This is a genomic window from Vibrio sp. YT-15 (assembly GCF_033337445.1).
Lineage (GTDB): Bacteria > Pseudomonadota > Gammaproteobacteria > Enterobacterales > Vibrionaceae > Vibrio > Vibrio alginolyticus.
In genome coordinates this window covers 63,029-83,130 of record NZ_JAWOQR010000017.1, presented here as the reverse complement: position 1 = coordinate 83,130, position 20,102 = coordinate 63,029, and the positions used below count along the sequence as shown (strand labels likewise).

The 20,102-nt window shown below is 43.5% G+C and carries 16 protein-coding genes; 15 read left to right on the top strand and 1 reads right to left on the bottom strand.

What is annotated here, in order from left to right:
* Window positions 1-345 precede the first annotated feature (345 nt).
* From R7D93_RS22195 to R7D93_RS22170, 6 genes are all read left to right on the top strand, one after another.
* Window positions 346-924, top strand: coding sequence for a S26 family signal peptidase (locus R7D93_RS22195; protein ID WP_225478121.1), 579 nt, complete (start codon window positions 346-348; stop codon window positions 922-924).
* Window positions 911-2,275, top strand: coding sequence for a TrbC family F-type conjugative pilus assembly protein (locus R7D93_RS22190; protein ID WP_225478122.1), 1,365 nt, complete (start codon window positions 911-913; stop codon window positions 2,273-2,275). The genes R7D93_RS22195 and R7D93_RS22190 overlap by 14 nt, the downstream gene beginning before the upstream one ends.
* Before the next feature lie 29 nt (window positions 2,276-2,304).
* Window positions 2,305-2,442: a hypothetical protein gene (locus R7D93_RS22185; protein WP_157052370.1), complete on the top strand. Its 138-nt coding sequence runs from the start codon at window positions 2,305-2,307 to the stop codon at window positions 2,440-2,442.
* Window positions 2,443-2,444: 2 nt separating this feature from the next.
* Window positions 2,445-3,530, top strand: coding sequence for a TraU family protein (locus R7D93_RS22180; protein ID WP_225478123.1), 1,086 nt, complete (start codon window positions 2,445-2,447; stop codon window positions 3,528-3,530).
* Window positions 3,531-3,766: 236 nt separating this feature from the next.
* A complete protein-coding gene (gene traN / locus R7D93_RS22175; protein WP_318129522.1) occupies window positions 3,767-8,038 on the top strand; it encodes a conjugal transfer protein TraN in 4,272 nt (1,423 codons plus the stop codon).
* Between the two features lie 236 nt (window positions 8,039-8,274).
* A complete protein-coding gene (locus R7D93_RS22170) occupies window positions 8,275-9,813 on the top strand; it encodes a Fic family protein (RefSeq protein ID WP_225478125.1) in 1,539 nt (512 codons plus the stop codon).
* 52 nt (window positions 9,814-9,865) lie between these two features.
* On the opposite strand, the gene R7D93_RS22165 is transcribed toward R7D93_RS22170, so the two are convergent.
* Window positions 9,866-10,726 carry a hypothetical protein gene (locus tag R7D93_RS22165; protein WP_225478126.1) on the bottom strand — a complete coding sequence of 287 codons (861 nt, stop codon included), beginning with the start codon at window positions 10,724-10,726 and terminating at the stop codon, window positions 9,866-9,868.
* A gap of 293 nt (window positions 10,727-11,019) precedes the next feature.
* Here R7D93_RS22165 and R7D93_RS22160 point away from each other — a divergent pair, with 293 nt between their 5' ends.
* The 9 genes from R7D93_RS22160 to R7D93_RS22120 all read left to right on the top strand — a co-directional run bounded on the left by R7D93_RS22160 (window position 11,020) and on the right by R7D93_RS22120 (window position 20,044).
* Window positions 11,020-12,882: an ATP-dependent helicase gene (locus tag R7D93_RS22160; protein ID WP_225478127.1), complete on the top strand. Its 1,863-nt coding sequence runs from the start codon at window positions 11,020-11,022 to the stop codon at window positions 12,880-12,882.
* 422 nt (window positions 12,883-13,304) lie between these two features.
* Complete coding sequence (locus R7D93_RS22155) at window positions 13,305-13,646, top strand: putative quorum-sensing-regulated virulence factor (RefSeq protein ID WP_053409879.1); 342 nt, start codon at window positions 13,305-13,307, stop codon at window positions 13,644-13,646.
* Window positions 13,647-14,000: 354 nt separating this feature from the next.
* Window positions 14,001-14,210: a hypothetical protein gene (locus R7D93_RS22150; RefSeq protein ID WP_318077058.1), complete on the top strand. Its 210-nt coding sequence runs from the start codon at window positions 14,001-14,003 to the stop codon at window positions 14,208-14,210.
* A 559-nt stretch (window positions 14,211-14,769) separates the two neighbouring features.
* Window positions 14,770-15,384 (top strand): hypothetical protein, encoded by a 615-nt coding sequence (locus R7D93_RS22145; RefSeq protein WP_225478128.1) that lies wholly within the window; start codon window positions 14,770-14,772, stop codon window positions 15,382-15,384.
* Window positions 15,385-15,513: 129 nt separating this feature from the next.
* On the top strand, window positions 15,514-15,699 hold the full coding sequence (locus R7D93_RS22140; RefSeq protein ID WP_225478129.1) for a hypothetical protein: 186 nt from the start codon (window positions 15,514-15,516) through the stop codon (window positions 15,697-15,699).
* Window positions 15,700-15,708: 9 nt separating this feature from the next.
* Window positions 15,709-15,957: a hypothetical protein gene (locus tag R7D93_RS22135; protein ID WP_053409882.1), complete on the top strand. Its 249-nt coding sequence runs from the start codon at window positions 15,709-15,711 to the stop codon at window positions 15,955-15,957.
* Between the two features lie 118 nt (window positions 15,958-16,075).
* Entirely contained in the window at window positions 16,076-16,843 is a 768-nt protein-coding gene (locus tag R7D93_RS22130) for a hypothetical protein (RefSeq protein WP_053409883.1), read from the top strand.
* A gap of 113 nt (window positions 16,844-16,956) precedes the next feature.
* Complete coding sequence (locus tag R7D93_RS22125) at window positions 16,957-18,132, top strand: AAA family ATPase (RefSeq protein ID WP_079324386.1); 1,176 nt, start codon at window positions 16,957-16,959, stop codon at window positions 18,130-18,132.
* A gap of 460 nt (window positions 18,133-18,592) precedes the next feature.
* The gene (locus R7D93_RS22120) at window positions 18,593-20,044 is read left to right on the top strand and encodes a DUF3150 domain-containing protein (protein WP_225478130.1); all 1,452 of its coding nucleotides are present in this window, start codon (window positions 18,593-18,595) and stop codon (window positions 20,042-20,044) included.
* The last annotated feature ends 58 nt before the right edge of the window (window positions 20,045-20,102 follow it).

Here is a 20,102-nt window from a genome sequence, read left to right as displayed (position 1 = left end):
TCAGGCATAAATAGAAAAGGGCATCGATTCGATGCCCTTTTTATTGCCTGCTAAATACGAAAAAAGCCGGGCAAAGCCCAGCTCATTCGGAGGGAACCACCCCTCGTGATTATGTCGGAGGACACAATCGGTGGGGACAACCAAATCCCCGATTTGCAACACTGTGGAGGAGTCGCAAAACTTTTAATTCTTTTCGCCCATACTGCCGGGCTGATGTTTGTAATATCCCATAGTGAAAACGTTCCGCAAGCATTTTTTTAAGAAATTTACCCGATTGGTTAAAAACTAACTGACTTTGATTTACTTGGCCTAGATAGGTGCACTTAATCGCCACGGTGGATGTGGGTGAGTGACAGAATCAATGCCATTAATTCATGGGTGTTGAAGATGTCGGAACAGTCAGCAGTTATTCCAATAACAGGAAAACTAACAAGCAAACGTAAAGAGCGGATATTCAAACCGCTATTAACGGGCGTTCTTTGCACGGCTGCAGTAATGGGATTCAGTTCTCGATATACCTTGTTACCGCCAGTTAGTGATTATCCATGTATACCTGGTCGACTATTTATCATGGATAGATCTGATCAGAATGTTGGGGTAGGTGACCTTGTTACCTTTAGGTCCAAAGATACAGTGTTATTCCCTGATGGAACTCTCTTCACCAAAATTACCGTAGGCGCGCCGGGCGATACAGTCATTGTGAATCGCAATGAAGTTTTTAACGGACGTCACAACTACCACTCAGATGTTAGTGTCACCGCTGATTATCTAAAAGTTACCCTCGACTCATTATCCCGAGAAGAACATCTCACAAGTGGAAAACTTTTCGCGCTCGGAACCTTGCCTGGATCACTTGATTCAAGATTTTGGGGAACCGTGGATATAGCTAGTCAGGTGGTTGGAAAATCATATGTCATTTTTTAGAAAGAAACTGGGCGCGGGAATACTCTTGGGCCTCACCGCTAGTTCGTCATTCGCTGCGCCGACGCTGACAACAGAAGACATGGCCACATTTGAGCAAAATAAAAAGCTCATTCAACAGTCGAAAAAGATGGACGCACCGAGCTGGCTGCGTCAATACGATGCAAGTGCTCCCGTAGAGAGTGCACCGGAAGGTGTAAAACGATGGATACCTGCAGCGCAACAGATTGGTGATGATAGTCATTCATTCATCGAGAAAACTATCCAAGACACCTATAAGGTAGTGGATAAAAGTAAGATCCGTACTATCGACATGAAGCCTCGCCCAGATAGCCCATTGAAAGAAGGTGAAGAGCTGTATTACTTCGTATCTTTCTCCCAACCGGTATCTGAAATTAAAGACATCCTGAAAACCGCTTCGGAAGTTGATGCTCGCGTGATTCTTCGCGGCATGCGTCCAGAAGACAAGATGGTTAACCAAACGGCCGCGGCGATGTATGGCATTGCCAAGGAGTTTCGTCCAACGCCTAAAGTATCCATTGATCCACGACTTCATAAAGTGTTTGGCATTACCCAAGCGCCGGCAATGGTGTACCGCAATAGTAAAGACAATCATATCGTTTCAGTTAACGGCGTTGCTTCGTTGGATTGGTTCTTAGAAAAGGCGCGAGATAGTAAAAAGACTGAAAATCTAGGGGTAGTCTCCACTACTTACGACATCACCGAACGCGATGTAATCGAAGAGATTCAAGAGCGTGTTGCAGCAGTAGACTGGGATGCTAAACGTCGCAAAGCAATGAATCGCTATATTCAAAATCTCCCTGACTTCCTCATACCGACAGCTCAAGAAGATGCCATTTATAAGATTGACCCTCGAGTCCAGTTCCATAAAGACGTTAAGGCGAAAGATGGCACGTTGTTGGCGACCAAAGGGCAGGTTGTAAACCCAATTGACCATTTTCCCGGTATGAGCCTGACCTTGTATATCTTTGATGGATTAAGTGAGCAGCAGCGCGCACTCGTCCATGAAGAGATTAAAAACGGTTATGGAAAGATCGGCCTGATGACTTCTCGAATCGATAAAGAAGAAGGTTTTAAGTTCATCAGTGATTTGAGTAAAGAATACAAGCAACAAGTTTACATGCTTCAAGAACGCATGATTAATCGATTCCAGATAAAAAAACTGCCGGTACAAATTTATTTAGGTAACGGTGAAATCGTTGTTAGAGAGTATGGCGTTAGGGCTCAGGAAGACGCCCTTATGAAACAACGAATGAAAGCTGGGATAGAGCCAAATACGGTCACTGTGACGGGTACTGAGGTAGTAGAAACACCCTCAGTAGTAACTAAGTAAAAGAATAAATGAGAAATTAGGGAAACGACATGAGATTTTTATTAACAGTAGGTGTGTCTTTTGTAGGTGGTGTTTACTTTACTTTAGCGAACCCAAGTCTTGGCCGAACAATTACCTCATATGCAGACATTGTGATAGCTCAAGCAAGTGCTTTATTAGGTGGCTAACGATGTCCTTAATAAGAAAAGCAAAGCGGTTTCTGGCCCAGTTGGTTCTCGCTACATCCATTTTTTGCACGGTAGCCTCACCAGCACTAGCCGAAGAGGGGGCATCATTTCTTAGTGATGCCGCTTGCCCGGACACAAAATACTTCAATAACTTGATCAATAAGTTCTGTTGGAGCTGTACATTGCCATTTAACTTGATGGGGTTCTCTTCTGAACCGCCAGATGGTGCGAATACTGATGCCATGTGTTATTGCCAAGATGAACTTGGTGTACCAGAGCTGGGATTTAGTGTGGGCTATTGGGCGCCCGAACAGATTATAGAAATCACAACGACGCCTTGGTGTAGTCCTACCCTTGGAGGAACAATGGTACAGGACGACCTAACCAGCATGGGAACGACCGGGGGAGGGAAAAAAGCCGATAGGACAACGATGGCCACGTTCCATTACAATTACTTCGCCAACCCCGTATTTAAAATGCTGTCGATGTTCATGATTCCTGAGTGTGACAAAGACCCTGGCATAGTCGACCTTGATCTTTTATACATGTCGATGCTCGATATTACGTGGTACGACGATATGTTGGCAATGGTATTTAACGCGGATGCAACGGCATTTGCAAATCCCGTAGCTCAGGCAGTTTGTATGAAAGATTGTGCTGTGTTGACGGCTACGTCAGACCCGTCAGATCAAAACTGGTTCTGTGCTGGTTGTGAAGGAAATATGTATCCATTCACTGGTAACGTTACGACAGATAACAACCCAATCCGTACTAGTAGCTTGATTGTTACGAGGGCACTAGCGTCAATGCACCGTAGGGGGCTCGCTCGGACTACCTATGGCGAAGATGCGATGTGTGAAAACGTGTATAGCCCGATGATTCCAAAACCCATGTATAAGGTCAGTATGGCTTGGCCAGTGGCCGAGGTGGACAGTTTGGGGAACCAGATTACAGACTCTTGCTGTCATCCTCTTGGAGATTTTTGGATGAAGTGGGGCTTAGGGCGTATGGCTGCTGGCGGGGGGAAAGATAATACATTTGTGTACAATATCTTCCGCTACAACGATTGTTGTGTACGGTACTACTAACCCTCTAATGAATGCGATGTTTGACATCGCATTTTTTTTAGAAAAATCCTATATGGAATTGTATTTTGTATGCTGCTTACGCATTCAATAAGTCCATCTAGTTAGGGGCACTTAATTGAAATGCGTGACCCCAAAACCTGACAGACTCCATTGATAAAATTTTATCTGGAGTCACCATCCTCGTGTTCAAAAAATCCTTATCAATGGTGCTGGTGGTAACGTACTTAACGAACCTTATGTCTGCAGCGTATGTTGGCATATTGATCGGAATGTTGACGGCTTCCACTCCAAGTTTTGCAGCACTGTCGCTAGATACGCCTATACAAATGGATTACAGCTGTCCATCTGGTTACACGCTGACTGGCGGTAAATGTATCAAGAAAGAAGTCCGTTCTATAAGAGAATCTTGCGCTTCTGGCTACAGTCGCTCTGGAGACAGTTGTATTAGAAACGAGTCGACATCGGCCACAGTTATTTGTGCAACAGGTTTTACTTTTGATACCGCTCAGTTTCCTAACCAATGTTCAATGCTTGCTGGCCGGGATAGTGTGGAAGAAGGCAGTTGCTCAGATCGATTTGAAGGAACTACTCGAGTTGGGACAGCATGTTATTACGTGGAAGCACCGGAAGAAATTAAATGCCCGGCCGATGCTGCGAACGCTACTCCCACAACAGTGAATATGAGCTGTAGTAGTGGAGCTCAAATCATTGGTGAATGTAATAGCAGTGGTACTGCGTACACAACACCAGATATGCGTTGGAAGTTAAACGCACCAGCATTTATGTGTTCTCGCACATTGTATAAAGGTGTAGAAAAAGCATGTGATAGTGGTTTTTCTATGGAAGGCGATGCGTGTACGCGTACTTTGTCCACGGTTCCTAGTTCTTCTTGTAAAGCGGGATACTATCAGAAAGGTAATCAGTGTTTCCCTGGTGAAGCAGAAGAAACCTGCGGGGCAGGTACAACCATGCGTTATGGTGTGTGCGTTTCACCGAGCGGCGAACTATCGTGTCCTAGCGGTCAGTATTTAGAAGCTGGTTCAAACCTATGTGTTAAAAATCGGACTGACTCAAACCCCGCGACATTCGATGACAATGATTTTAGCTATTTCTTCAATCAAGGCTCTGAATTAGGACGAAACACAGCAAGCACCATCTCTATGCCATCTATAAGTGGATCCGGTGGCACAAGTGGTATCAACGTAAGTGCTGAATTCATGGATAACGAAACCAAGCTATCTAATGAAGATTTGTTTAAAGCTATTTCTAGTGGCGGTGTCGATACAAACAATGGATTCTCAGCGCCAGATGGTACTTACCAAGACGAAGAAGCTCAGAGTCAATTCATCCGCGGTCAAATCAGTAGTAATCAAGAATTTTTGGATTCATCTGGCGAAGTAGAAGGTGATTCGAGTGAGGAAGTAGTCGATAACACTAACCACTCAGCATTAGCGTATGGCGCTTTGATGGATGCCCGTAATCAGAACCCTGCACGTAAACTCAGCCGTGACTCGGCAATGTTCCAAGTTAGCCGAAATACGGTAACTGATGCATTTACAGGGCAGGGGGCATATTTCGGTGACTGTAGCGCGGAGAGTACTACATATCAGGAACTAGACCCGACCAAAATTATTACTAACCGTGCAACTTGCATGAAGCCAAACAAAAACAATCAATCAGGTTGTATCGTTGACCGCAAGTTATTGAAGCCGACCTTAAATATTATTGAAGGTGCAGATAATGCCAGTCTATCAATGTGTGGTGAGGATTGTGTAAGGCTTACTCTAGGTAAAGAAGGGGATGACTACCTTCACCAAACAGGTTCGTGTGGTATCTACAAAGAGAAAATAGCGATTTCTCTTGTAAAAGGTAATGCTGTAAAAAAAGCAACCGTGTTGACGGGTAGTTATGACGACCAATTCCGTCTGAAAGCCGATGGTGAGATGTTCTATAACGGTGTTCACATGGGCTTCCCGACGGAAGATGGTTTCCCAACAACAGCTACTGGATGTGAACAAAACACAAGCCGTACCGTACCGAGATTTGATGCGACTAAAGCATTCCAAGATGCATTCGCAGACGATGACCGCATTGAATTCGACTATCAAGTTGGTGTGGGCGGTGATGGTGAAGCCTATGCAGTTGTTGAACTTATCTTTGAAGATCCGGTTCGTACACACTGGGAAGAGCGATTCGACTATTTTCCAGAAGGCTGTAATGAGCGTTTAGAAGAGCCCGATAGCTACTGCACATCTGGCCCATTCCAATGTGATGATGAAGTTGAATGGACAATTATCGATTTAGGTACCTGGGGAACCGAAGATTCAAATGGTAAATGGGAAACCACAAATGATAAAAATACTGTTAAACAAACGATCAATGGTAACCCGACCAGCTATCTCTCTGAATATTCCTATGAGTTGAACTCGTTTAAAGGCTACATCAAAGTAAATACTGACGAAGACGATGACTATATTGGTTTCGTCTTTGGAGTACCTGAAAAGGGAGCGGATCTCACAGATCCTGACAATAGTTATTTTGTTGTTTCATGGAAACAAGGGAATCAAGAAGGCGCGGCAAAAGGACTGGTATTGGCCAAAGTTACAGGGCCAATGGGTGTAATACCGAAAAAACATCAATTATCCAAGGATGATGGAACATATGAAGTATTAGCGACTAATTTGGGTACCGGTTGGGCAGACAAAAAAGAATACGAGTTTCAACTCGATATTGAGCCTGAGCATTTTACTCTGTCAATCAATGACAAGGTATGGATTGACACTGATGGAGAGTTTCATAGTGGTCGTGTAGGTTTCTACAACAGTTCACAAAGTGATGTTAGCTACTCCCAAGTTAAGCAACTGTATCCTGCAGGCCTTGGTCGTGATGCGAAATACTTGTTTGCTCCACTATGGGACGGCGCGGCGAAATTCCCAGTATGTATGTCAGCACACCGCGAAGACTACGTTTGTGATCCGCTAAAAGGCAAGTCACTTTCTATGAATGGCGGTAGCTTCTCATTTAGTGACATTATCCATCTCGATGACGGTTGCGCTGTTTACGACGAAGACGATTCGTGTGACGCGGTATCTCAAGAGTGTGTCGAAGGCTGGTTAGATGAAGAATCAGGTACCTGCTATGCATGGAACGTAACTTACGAATGTCAGGATACGAGCAACGCAGTTATAACTAAAACTCGTTCAAATAATACGTGTTTAACAGAGCAGAACTGTATTGATGGTTCATGTACAGTACGTGCTGATGAAACCAATCAAGACTTTACTAATGCATTAACCACTTACGCGACCATGAATGAGATTGGTTCTACAAAAGAATGTTCGGATCCAAGTGATGTAACATCATGTGAAGTGTTCAGCGGTGAAGCACGTTGGTGTGGATGGGACCAGCTCAAAGTCAACGACTGTTGTGAGCAACCGTCTGGGGTAAATACGCTGAACGTATTTAAGCTAGGGCAGAACCTTTACACGGTTACTGGATACATGGCATCTGCAGAAGGTGCCTTCGGCGGCACGGCGATTCAAACTGGTCTTGAAGCTGCCGGCCAAGCAGTTGAGGGGGCATGGGATACTCTATCAAGTAAGGCAGTAGATGTAGGTAAAAGTGTTTGGAATACAGTTTCTAGTAAGTTAACAGGGGCGGTCGGTAATACTGCTGGTAATACTTCTGCTAACCTAGTCTCAAACACTGGTAGTGTAATTGGTAACTTCTCGAGTTCAGTAACCACGGCGTTATCAAACTTTAAAAATACCCTGATGCAGAAAATTTATGACATGCTTCCTGAAACATTGCAGAACGCGATTAACTCAGCCGCAACGTCAATAGGTGGTAGTGGTGCCGCTGCAACAGGGGCAACCGCAATGAACACAATTGCCACGTCAGTAATGAACGTGATCAGCTTCATTGGTTGGGTATATGCAGTCTATCAATTGGCAAAACTGGCATACACAATGTTGACGGCATGTACCGAAGAAGAAGAAGACATGGGAGTTCAATTACTCGGTAAGAAATGTTTTAAAACTCACCATGAAGACTGTGACAAAGTATTCGGTGTTTGTACTAATCGTGCAAAAGATTTCCATTGTTGTTATGAAAGCGTAATTAGTCGAATCATCATGGAACAAGCCATTGTACAACTTGGATGGAGCGCTAAATCGTTTAGAAACGAAATGGGTTGTCGAGGGCTAAAGATCTCTGAGCTCAGCAAAGTGAACTTTTCAAAAATTGACTTCACTGAATGGGTAGAAATGATGGCCGAGTCAAATGAACTGCCAATAGATAAATCAATGGAAGATATAACCGGCGGGAACATTTCTAACGGATTTGGCCGATCAGATGCTCTCGAACGTAACCAAGAACGTTCAGTCGATAATGCCTGGGTTCAACGTCGAGAAGAGATGGAAGAGGCTGATGTAGGAAATAATGTAGATTGTACAACGCGGCCAAGACCGAAGAGTTGTGAGCAAGGTGCGTTCACTCCGAATCAGTAAATAGAAAAACAAGGCGGCCCTCGGGTCGCCTTTTTAATACGTAACTGAAAGTAATGTAAGTTAACAACTAAGAGTAATTTGAATGCATAAGTGAAAGTAACCCATACGCGTAACTGAAAGGAAAATAAATGCGTAAGTGAAAGTAATGTAGTTGCGTAACTAAGAGTAATTTAAATGCGTAACTGGGAGTGATATACTTTTAGCACTCACTGATAATTTAAAAGATGGACACAGTTATGGCTAAAACCGGTAATGAAAAACTTGCAGAGGCGTTAAGAGAGGCGTCTGCAGTTCGAGCGGGGAACATCGTTAATAGTAGTAATCTTAAGCCTACAACGCGAACCTTATTGGTGTCCGAAGGGTATCTAAAACAAATAGTTCGAGGTTGGTATCTGTTCGATGCAGACATTACAGTACAGAAAGCTGGTGAGTCAGCTCTGTGGTACCAATCCATTTGGCAGTTCGTTGGCCAATACCTGCAAGAAGCATACGGTGACGATTACTGGCTAAACCCGGAAGCATCCATCGATATTCATACGGCAAACAACTCTTTGCCAAAACAGCTAGTAGTATTTACCAGTGAGGGGGCAACAAAAAATATTGTATTGCCAAACGACATGAGTCTTATGGTGATAAAGAAATCTGGTAAGCCTACTCACATCACTGAATACCAAGGTGTACGGGTGCTTACACTTGAGTTCGCGTTGGCCGGGTTAGCTCCCACAATTTACAGGTCTAATCCTTTGGCTGTGCAAATCGCACTTGGACAATCTGACGTTAATGCAGTTGCAGACAGTTTACTCGTTACTAAGAACGTTCAATCGGCCAATAGATTGATTGGTGCGTATCTCGAGATTGGTCGTAAAGCTGACTCTCGAAACCTTACAAACATTATTACTGCTGCTGGGCTATCACCAATTAAGGGTGAGAACCCTTTTGAAGTGCCGGTCATTAAAATTGGTAATAAACGTCAAGAATCTGCGGCGGCTGTGCGCGTTCGTTTGCTATGGCAAAAGCTGCGTGAAGATGTAGAGCGGGTGTTTACCGATAAGGCATCTACTGACTTCTTTAAGAGCACTCTCAATGAACTGCTAGATTCAATGGATAAGGTATACGTATCGGATGCTTATCACTCGCTGTCCATCGAAGGATATGTTGTTACCGAAGAACTGATTAACCGTGTAGCAAATGGCGAGTGGGATTCAGAACACATAGCCGCAGACAAGCAACAAAGAGATGCACTGGCAGCGCGAGGTTATTATGAAGCATTCCAAGCATTACGAGGGTTGATTCAAGAGGCGCACGAGGAAGGAGCAGAGGACTTAGATCTGGAGTACCTTATCGATGTCAGCATAACTCAAATCTATACCTCTTTGTTTAAGCCTTGTGTTACGGCTGGCATCATTAATGAGCGTGATCTTGCTGGCTACAGAAAGGGGCCGATCATGATTAGGACATCACGCCATATGCCACCACAAAGTGAACATCTCATGGACTGTATGGACGCGCTAAAAGAGCTTATTGTGGGTGAGCCTAATTTTGTTGTAAAAGCTGTTTTAGGGCATTTCTTCTTGGGATACGTACACCCATTTCCAGATGGGAACGGACGTACTAGCCGATTTCTAATGAATTTCATGTTTCTTCTTGGTGGTTATCGTTGGACGGTGGTGCCAGTAACGGAAAGAACTGCATATCTTGACGCATTAGAAAGCGCATCGATCGATTGTGATGTGGTGCCATTTGCTAAATTTCTACACAATGTGATGCCTGACTGATCAAAAAAGGCGACCCGAATGTCGGTCGCCTTTTATCAATGTGTTTAGAGTTCTATTTCTGAACTTTCACAAAGAAGTTAGGAACACCTTTGCGAATTACAAATGGAGTATCTTGGCTTACTAAAGGCTTATCCGATGGAGAAAAACGGTTAAGGTGTTCTGCTTTGTAGCTCATTGCTGGTACGTAAGCTGAAACCATGTTTGTTTCGATAAATGGTAGGAATGTAGCCGTGTTCAGTAGTCCATCTGTCAAACGCACAATAATGTATCGATCAGCTTTTACGTCAGGGTTAAATGGAATACCTGATTCTTTAGTCGCATAGCGAACTACATCAACTGAATATTTAGGGAATAGGTTGCATTCACCATATTTAGCATCGCCGTGCATTACAGGCCAGCATGCACCACCTTTAACACGGTATGAGCCATCTTTGTAGCTAACAAACTCTGTTGGGTGTTCCATTTGCTTATTGAAATCAGAAGCAATGAACATATCCGCAGCAGGCTTTAAATAGTTAGTCTTTAAGTAATCATCAAGAGCCGCTTTGTTGGTAATATCAATGTTATCGGCAGGGATCCAAGCAATAATTTGAATAAAATCGGCTTGTACGTTACCACCAGCGTTGATGATCGCAGCCATACCAAGACCGCCCAAGGCGCCTATGCCACCACCAGCAAGAAAACCTAATCCAGCACTTGCACCATAGCCTACTTTGTTATCATAAACATCTTTCGCTACTACTGCGTCCTTAATATCAAACGGAACATAATCGTAACCAGATTTCAGAGTTTGCATTGCTACTGAGTCTGACGTGTTTAATTGCAAAGGTGTTGGGTCGATAGCTTTGTTACTCGCACAACCAGAAAGAGCCAAAGTTAGTGCAGCCATTGCAGGTACAAATAGTTTCTTCATTGGTAAATCCTTTAACGTGTGTTTTATGTCGTTGATATTTAAATGCTATAGCCTATTGCAGATCGTGCAATACTGCTCGGTGAAGAAAATTAAGGGGCACTGGAAATATTCAACCGACGAATGATACGTAACTACGGTTGCACATCAACAAGTAATTTCAGTTTTTGGGGTAAATTTAAATCAATTCTGTACGTTGTTGCCAAGCCAGATGAAAACGCTATTCATTGAACTCGTAAGATAATTCAATCTTGTTTATCATAAGCCAAACATTTAGAAGTACATGTGAGGTAATAGTGTCAGGATTAACAGAAGACCAACAACTGGTGGCTGATAGTGACGGCCATACTATGTGTTGTGCACTGCCTGGTAGTGGTAAAAGCCATACAATGGTGGCCTTAGCGGATAATCTGGTAAATAAAGACCCGTCATACAAATTGCTACTCATTACATTCACCAAAGCTGCTGCAGAGGAACTTAATGAGCGTCTTGCTCAGAAGATTCAAGGTAGTGGTAAATATCGCGCTAAAGCTGCAACGTTTGACTCTGTATTTGGGCAACAGCTAAGAAATGGTGGCCGAAATACTAAGAGAACCTTAGTGGGTGGTGAGCAATATAACTTCCTTGAAAGAGCAATGCGTCACGCTGGCCTGTCAATGGATATTGAAGAAGCAATGAATGCCATTGATACCTATGGACGGATGCTTAAGCCTGAACCAATAGGTGGGAAGGGGAGCAATCCGGGATGGTTAATTTATTTAGCATATTCGGACCTACTTAAGAAAAACAATTGCCAAGACTTTAACCTGATAGCGCGCTCAGCATACCTGGGTGTGCAAAACGGCACGTTGCCGCCGTGGGATGCAACCCATATCCTCGTTGATGAATTTCAGGATACGAGTGACATGCAGTATGCCTGGATCCAGATACATGGAGAAATGGGTGCAAAAATAGTGGTGGTAGGCGATGACGACCAATCTATCTACTCGTGGCGCGGGGCTGCAGGTTACCAGAATATGGTCAACTTTCAGGGTGACTTTAATGCGGTTGGTTACGTTTTGAAAATGTGCTTTCGCTGTCGGCCAGAAATACTCGCAGCCGCGAAAAGAGTTATCGAGTACAACGAGGACCGGGTATACAAAGATATGGTGTCCGGTAGGGAAGAGGGCGGCATAGTTAAACTCAAAGGATACTTAACGGCTGCGGATGAATTTCAGGGCATGGTACAAGCCATTACATCGGACAATCGCCAATGGGCTGTCCTTGGCCGTACCAACCGTATATTGGATGAAGCCGAAGGTTACCTAAAAATGCACGATATTCCATATCGTCGTTTAGGCGGTAAGAAGCTTTGGGATGATAATGTTGCGAATATTGTCCTCAAGTTGCTATGGAGTTTAGTACGTCCGAAAGACACTCGCTTCATTGGTGAGATCCTTGGTTGGTTGGGGGAAGATGAAGAAGCGATTCAAATGGTGACTCAAGCGTTAGCTCAAAAACGTACTTCCTTTGGTGACTTTATGCCACCAGCTTGGTTGGATTGGCGCCAGAGCTCTGAGCAATTACACCTCCATTGGAAAGACTGGGGGAGTGATACAATTACCAAGTCTGATTTGAATGTGCGGGTTAAAGCGATAGTCGATTTTCTTAAGATGCATCGCGGTGGGAAAAGTCGAGAAGCTAGGCTTATTGAACTGGTAGGAGACATCCTAATCAACCTTAAAGTGGAAGGTGGTTTTGTCGACCGGGTTGAATTGCTTTCAAAGAACTTAGCACCAAGCCAAAAGGGTGGGGATGAAGATACAGAACGTGGAGTTGTTACACTGTCCAGCCTTCATTCATCGAAAGGATTGCAGTGGGAGCAGGTTTGGATTTGTGGATCAAATCAAGGTGTATGTCCATCTAACAACTCGCTTGAGGAAGAATCAACGGGCGGTGTCCCGGAAGAGCGTAGGCTGTTCTATGTTGGAATGACTCGAGCAGTTGACGAACTTTATCTATCTTTTAACAGCGATCCTGATTCATCGGGAACGGCGAAGAAGAAAGAGCCATCTCAATTCTTAGCAGAAGGATTCCCCGAAGAATTGGCCTTAGCTGAGGAAAAACTACAGTTATTGGCCAAACAACGAAAAGATGAAGAACAGGAAGAGGCAGCATAAAATCCGTGGCGATTAAGTGGGTCTACAAAGTCGTATTTAATCGCCGCTGGTAAGGGTATTTATAGGTGCTTACGCTTTCAACGTGGGTTACTATTACAAGGTAAATTTCTTCTTTGGCATTAGCCCTTTCCCACAACTTTCCTCTCTTTTGAGAGACTTTGTTGGATTGTTTCAAGAAGAGCTGTGTTTTTTACTCACAACTGAATCCAAAGTAAGCTCGTTTGATAACTTTCAATCGTGATAAATACATAAATCTTATGTTCGCATAAGTAACTAAATATACTGCCGATTAGCTTGCCAGCTTCTCTGTAGTCATTAACAAAATTTGTTCTCATAAGGAGACTATGACTCTCCTTACGGGAAAAACTCATAGTATTCCTTTGTGCAAATTTTATTCATTTAAAATTTTCGGAGGAAATATTATGGCGTTTTTAGGATTGTTCGTTCTTGGTGTTTGTGTAATTGCTTTGCTTTACACCGGTGGTTCTGCTATCGAAAACAAGATTATTGAACACAAAAAGAAACTAGAAGAAGAAGCGATTATTGTACCAGAAATTGGTGGCTTCCTAGTTCATACCCACTCTGATGCTGAACGTGTTCACAACTTAGAAAAACTAACTGTGAGATTTGGTAAGCATGAGGGTAAGACATGGGCACAAGTTCCAACTGAGTATTTAACTTGGATGGTTCATGAAGATCACAAATACGTGCAACTTGCTCGTGTGATTCTTGCCGCTCGTCGTTCTGACTATACGTTCGTCTAACACCTAGTAGGTAACCACATTGCCTTTTAGGTGACGTGGTTTTGTTTTATTCAATTAAAGGAAAATACCATGTTACTTTTAGACATTATCGAAGCTATTACTGACGTCATTCTTTTGTTGTCATAGTAAAGCTCGTACTGTAAGGGTCGTACCTTATAGTGTTATGCACATTTTCACTTAGTGATTTTGTCATAACCGTTATGGAGCATATCTAGCTAGATGTAAGTTGAAGTTAACGCCTTTGGGCATTGGCTTTGGCTTACACTTGCTAGGTTTCTCTTTCAGGTCTACCACCTCAAGCGTTTTTACGCGAGAGCGTTTGAGGGTAGATCTGAATACAAAGAGAGGCATTCCATGACGACTGAAACCACACCTGAAACTCTAAACAGCACACTCGATACTGAATCAAACGTTTCATTGCATTACCGCGATAACGTAGTGAGCTTCCGAAAGAAAAGACCATCAACCACTATAAATTCTATGGCTAGAAAAAGTCATTTGCACCGCTGGGCTCGATACACAGAGCAGCCAGTAAAGTGCGCGGTTGTTGCAATTTCTATATAGGTCGCAGGGTTTCAGTTCGTCCTAGTTCGTTATCTTTATAACAAGCCTGGCAAGCTGCTTGGGGGAGGTTACTCTCCCCAGCAGTTCATTAATAAAACCAATTCAATCAAGCTGTTGGTCACACACCGACAGTTTAGGCGTTAGGCAGCAACTGTAAGACCTGACTAGCCACCGAATTTTTACCTGCACCTTAGTTGATTCATTTGCCTTTTGGCCTTTCCTCCCCATATTTTGGGATCGGGAATGTTGATGATCTAAGTGCTATCGTGACTTGTCTAATTGGATACTTTTCCTAACTGACACTATTACCTGTAATAGCATAAGTCACACCCCAAGTAGCTAATCTCACTACTCTAAAAAGAGATGTTTACTAGTCATTGACCAGCTATATAAATGGTCTTCAACCTGTCTTCAAGCTAACCACTTGTTGATAGATTTTACTTCCCGAACGGGTGGAGCTTTGTCCTTTACCTTTTTGGGTAAGATACTATATGCTCCGCTTACACGTTCAATAGCAAGCGTTTTAGCTTGTTTATAAACAAATCTGTGGAGCAACAAAATGATTAAAACAAACGAAAACACTGTTGGATTTGGTGGTACATGTGGTCGTGACTTGAAGATACTTGGTGGTAATAATGGACCTCGCTTTGGCGTTGTGTCTGTTTGTCAAACTACTTCATGGCGCAAAAAAGATGGACCCGGATTCAATGAGCGTAAAGTTTGGATGAATTTAAAACTTAACGATTATCAAATTCAGAAACTTGAACGCAATGGCGGTCTTTTTTCTGGTGATGAAATCTCTGTAAATGGTTTTCTCGTTCAGCGCAATGTAGGTGAAGAGGGTCATGTGATTACTGAGATTCAAGTTGAATCTATAGTGTCTCATATTCCTAAAGCACTTAGAGAGTTAGCTAAAGAGGCTGGTTTGAATTATTCATCTCAACCTCAACAAGCACCTCAACAAGCTGGTGGCCAAGGTCATTATGATCGTCAACCTCAGCAACATGCACCGCAGCAGCACGCACCTCAACGTGCACCGCAGCAGCAACAGCATTACAGCGCCCCTCAGAGCCCTGCACCGCAACATGCACCGCAGTACACTGATGACCAAATTCCACCACAACAAGGTGGAGATTGGGACGAAGAAGATTTTTATGGTAGCCGCCAACAGTAATAACTGACTGTTTGTCATTGCCATTGAAATTAAAACCTAAACCTAACCAACTTAAAAACCCATTTGGGAGATTTACTACTCCCTAATGGGGCAGTGATCTCCCTTTTTAAACCGACTGTGGAGGTCACCATGTCTACTAACAACTCTTGTAACTCAACCGATCCTAAACAAACAGCAGCTTACCTGAAACGTCGTTCGACGCGTCTACGTAAGAAAGCTCGTTTTGCTCGTGATGCTTCTACATGTGAACGCCTTATACATATGGCCGATCGTGCAGTAACTCGCGCAAACGAAATTTACTTTGCTGCTTGTTAAGGTGATGTCATGGCTAGTTTGATGTTTCAACTTGCGTCGTCCTGCAAAGGTCGAATCGAGCGGCACCGAACGGTAGGGGATAAGAATGCTCCTAAACGGATGCATATCTACTTTTCTCTTGATAGCCGGCAACGGTTTGTCATGACAGAAGAGAAAACAAAACAAGGCCGAGAATTTACAGAACTCAGAGAAGAGCAATTAGGCAAAAGTCTATGCGCTATCGAAGGGGAATGTATGCAAGAACTTGGCCTCGAGTAAATTTAGTAACTAAACCAATCTTTAATTAAACCAATCTGCCTAAGCAGGAATAACTCCTGCCAAAGCAGAAGTGTATTCCTCGTTTAAGCAGAACCAAAATTCTGTGGAGGAATTACACATGCAATACGACATCTTTGGTTCTATCGAAACTGCTTCTCAACCTAAACCACGTCAAGTTAAACCTAAAGCGAAGAAGAGCACCGCGCCTAAGAAACGCGTCACTGCACCTCGAGCTATGGTTGAAGACAAAGACGGTATCACAATGCGCCATGCCAATGCGTCACAGTCTATGCCTGATCACATGCTTTTGCTTTGCCCTGAGTACGATCCTGCAACTGATGAACTGTTACTTGATTGGGATGAAAACACATTGCTTGAACTATGGGATGGGATGTTACACGAACACCTTAAACAGCTACGTCAAACTAAACCTGGCTCAGCGACTCGTGAGGAAATCGTATCGTGGCAAGAAAGCGAATCCTTTAAGGATTTGTGTGCTGCGATTGGTTACCAACCTGACGATATTCGTGATGGTGTTCTTGAAGCGCTTCAAAACTACGACAGTGCCGCCCAGACTCGCAAAGTAATTAACATGCTTGTGAAGCTGGACCACAAAGTTGTAGATGAAGTAAATGAAATTGGCCTTTCACCGCGTGAATGTAATTCGCGTCGTTTTAAAGACCAATTAGCCGACTGGTTCTTGTCTGAGTTTCGCAAATGCAAAACCAGCAAAGCTAAGTGGGCAAAGGTAGCAACATTGATGCACTGTGACGAACTACGTGAACTAACCAGTAAAATCGGTATGGACATGGCAGGCGTTATCAACCGTATCAAACCAAAAATGTACTTTATTCAGAATCCAGAAGATTCTGAGTTCGACGTTTAATTAAACAACCAAAAACCAAACCAACCATGCCCAAAGGGGACGGCATAACTTCCCCTACGGGATAGTTGTGTTTGTCCTCTGCGGGTTTCTAAATCCTGTGGAGGAATTTTAAAATGACTAATACTGCAACTATTACTGCTCAACCAACTCAAGTTATCAACCGTGAAACAGCTAGCCAAATGTCTAATGAGCAATTGGTTAAGTTATTGGAGCTTAAAAACCCAATGATTGAGGACATTGTTTACAGTGACCCTCGCTGGAGCGAATTGGAACTGGTTGATGCCGGCGAAGTATTTGCACCACACATTCCGAAAGGCATGTTCAAGATCCAACGCCCTAAACACCGTCATCCAAAATGCATCGATTCGAATCCGACTTACATCCCTCAACGTGATGTACTTCGAGCAATCCTTGCTTGGTGGTGTGCTCCAACACGTAAGCTATCGCTTTTCATGTTTGGTGAAACAGGTACTGGTAAAACTGAAATGCTTTTATGGTTTGCTGACCGTATGAACTGGCCAGTGTCTTTAACCGCGGTGAATGAGAGTATGCGACCTGAAAAGGCTCAAGGCTCTTACATCTTGTTTAATGGCAAAACACCTTACCGTTACGGTAGTGTGGCAAGCGCTATGAAATATGGTTGGTGTCAGATTATGGATGAATGTGATAAAGGTTCAGGTGATTTCCTGAGTAAGCTTCACACTCCTGCTGAATACAAACCTTGGCAATTAGACGATACAGGCGAAATCATTACCCCACATAAAAACTTCCGTTTTTGCGCAACCGCGAATACGAATGGTGGTGGTGACATGACAGGTAGATACCATACCTCTCAACGTCTTGATGAAGCTTTCCGTCGTCGTTTTGCTTTCGTTGAATGTGATTATCCATCAGCTGCTGTGGAAGATAGTATCTTGTCTGCAAGTTACCCTGACATCAGCAAAGGCACTCGACACAAGATGATTAAGTTGGCTGGCCAAATGAGACTTGCACTTCGTGCACCTCAGCTGGAAGCCAAAGCGACCACACCGGAAGCACTTAAGAAACTGGCTCTGCCAGATGAACGTCTGTCTTGTGCATTCTCTACTCGTGTTCTAGTGGCATGGGCAGATTACATGACAATCTTTGGTGTTAAAAATGTTCCGTTGAGAGAGTCTTTCGACTTTGTATTCGGTAACAGCCTTGATGAAGCGGATGAACCTGCAGTTTATGCAATTGTTCATCGTATCTTCGGAGAGTCTTTCGACCACCCTGATGGTTGGAACGAGGCTAATGCATCGGGAAAGTAAGTAAGGGAACTGATCAGGAGAAGGACTATTGTTCTTCCCCTGAACAGGATGTTTCTAGCGTCAAATTTGAATGCTATGGAGCAATCCGACCGGATGGCAAGCAAAAGACTTGGGCAATTGGCCAAGATCAACGCGGTGTCCATACCTGGTTCACTGAGCCGGGCGGTTCCCAACTTGTTTATTACTTCAAGCCTTTAGTCACTGACTTTAATGGGTCAAACATTGAAGGTGAATTTTATGTTCGCAAGAAGATCACTGAAAAAGAAGGGAAAGGTTATGTCTCAATGGGGCAAAAAACCTTTAACTCTTTGACTCGAGCTTTTGTGTAACAAACCTAAAAATTAATCCTATGGGGATGCTTTTTACAATCTCCCCATAGGGGTTGATCTGTGACTGGTATTCCCTGGGTTGATTTGAATAACCAAACCAAACCAAACCAATATTCTGTGGAGGAATAACCATGTCACTATCAACTACTACTAACTCGTCTGTTATCGATCATGCAACGGCTGCTACTCAAGAGCTGTTGGATAACCACAAACAACTCAAAGAGGGGTGTGTGATTATCGGTTACGAAATGCGTAACTGGAGCGGTAAGAAGACATTTAGTGAAGGTAAAGTAACAGCGCTTGATTCAGGCGGTAAATCTGTTGAACTACCTGACGATCTAGTTTCACCGGGTCGTAAGTCACTTCTGGATACAAGAACACACCTTAGTTTCTGTAATAAGTTCGCTTCTCGATTTGGCCGCTTGTTCAATAAGTTTGGCGTTAGATTTATGGGTAACCATTTACTATCTGACTCTGCTCTTATCGAGCTGCTAAAAGAAGCTGAACCATTGGTTGAAGAGTATGAGCAAGAAGTTGATAACTTCTGTAGCAAGTATGAACAACTGATCACAGATTGGTGTCAGTCACATCCGGGATTGGAATCTGTCATTCGTGATGGGTACATGACTGTTGAGGAAGTTCGCGCTCGTTTCCGTCTGCGCATTTACAAACCTGTTCGTTTCACACCACGCGTTGAAGAAGATCTGGCAGATATTGTCGGTGAAGCTGCAGCACAGTTGTTCGAAGACATCGCTAAGGAAGCGCAAGCACTCCTTAAAGACTCTTTAACAATCAAAGATGGTAAAGCGAAAGGTTCACGTAAAGAAGAATGTACTCAAGATATTAAACGTCCACTGCGTCGCCTACGTGACAAAGTGTTCTCTCTGTACATGCTTGACCCGGTATTTGAAGGCGTTGTCGATATGTTTGACGATTTGCTGGATAAGGCTCTACCGAATACAGGCAAAATCAGAGGATCGCATTTCAGTAATCTTATGGCTCACGTCATGATGATGACTGACTCACACAAGCTTAAGCTACATGCATCGGGTATTAACCAGATTGCAGCTAAGGTAGCCGAAGTTGAAAGTGAGGAAGAGGAAGAAGAGCAATCAACAACGGCTGCAGATAACGCGCCTCAAGTTGATACCGGCATCGATGATGTTGAAGCGGAATTACTGCGTCAGCTAGAAATAGTTCGTCGTAATAAAGCTGCTAAAGCTCAAGCTCCAGTTGTTGAAACACCTGTTGTTGAAAAACCACAGGCAGTTCAATCTCAGCCAGTTGTTGAAAAACAACCAGTTGTAGATACACAACCTGTTGTTGCAGAACAGCCAGTTGTCGAACAGCAACCTACTGTTGACCAAGCACCTGTAGAAATGCCGGCGCCAATGGTTGAAGTACCTGTCGCTATGGAAGAACCGCTTCAAGTAGAACAAGCTGATGCTTCGTTTGACGATGTGGTTGTTGCAGAAGATGGTATTACAGTAGACCTTGATGCACTTGATACATTTGAAACTGTTACACCTGAGATTCCAGTAGCTGAGCCACAAAACGTGACTACATCTGGTTTCTTCTTTTAAAAAAACCTAACCCACGAGGGGAGTTATACTTCCCTTTGGGTTGTATTTCTCCCTGTGG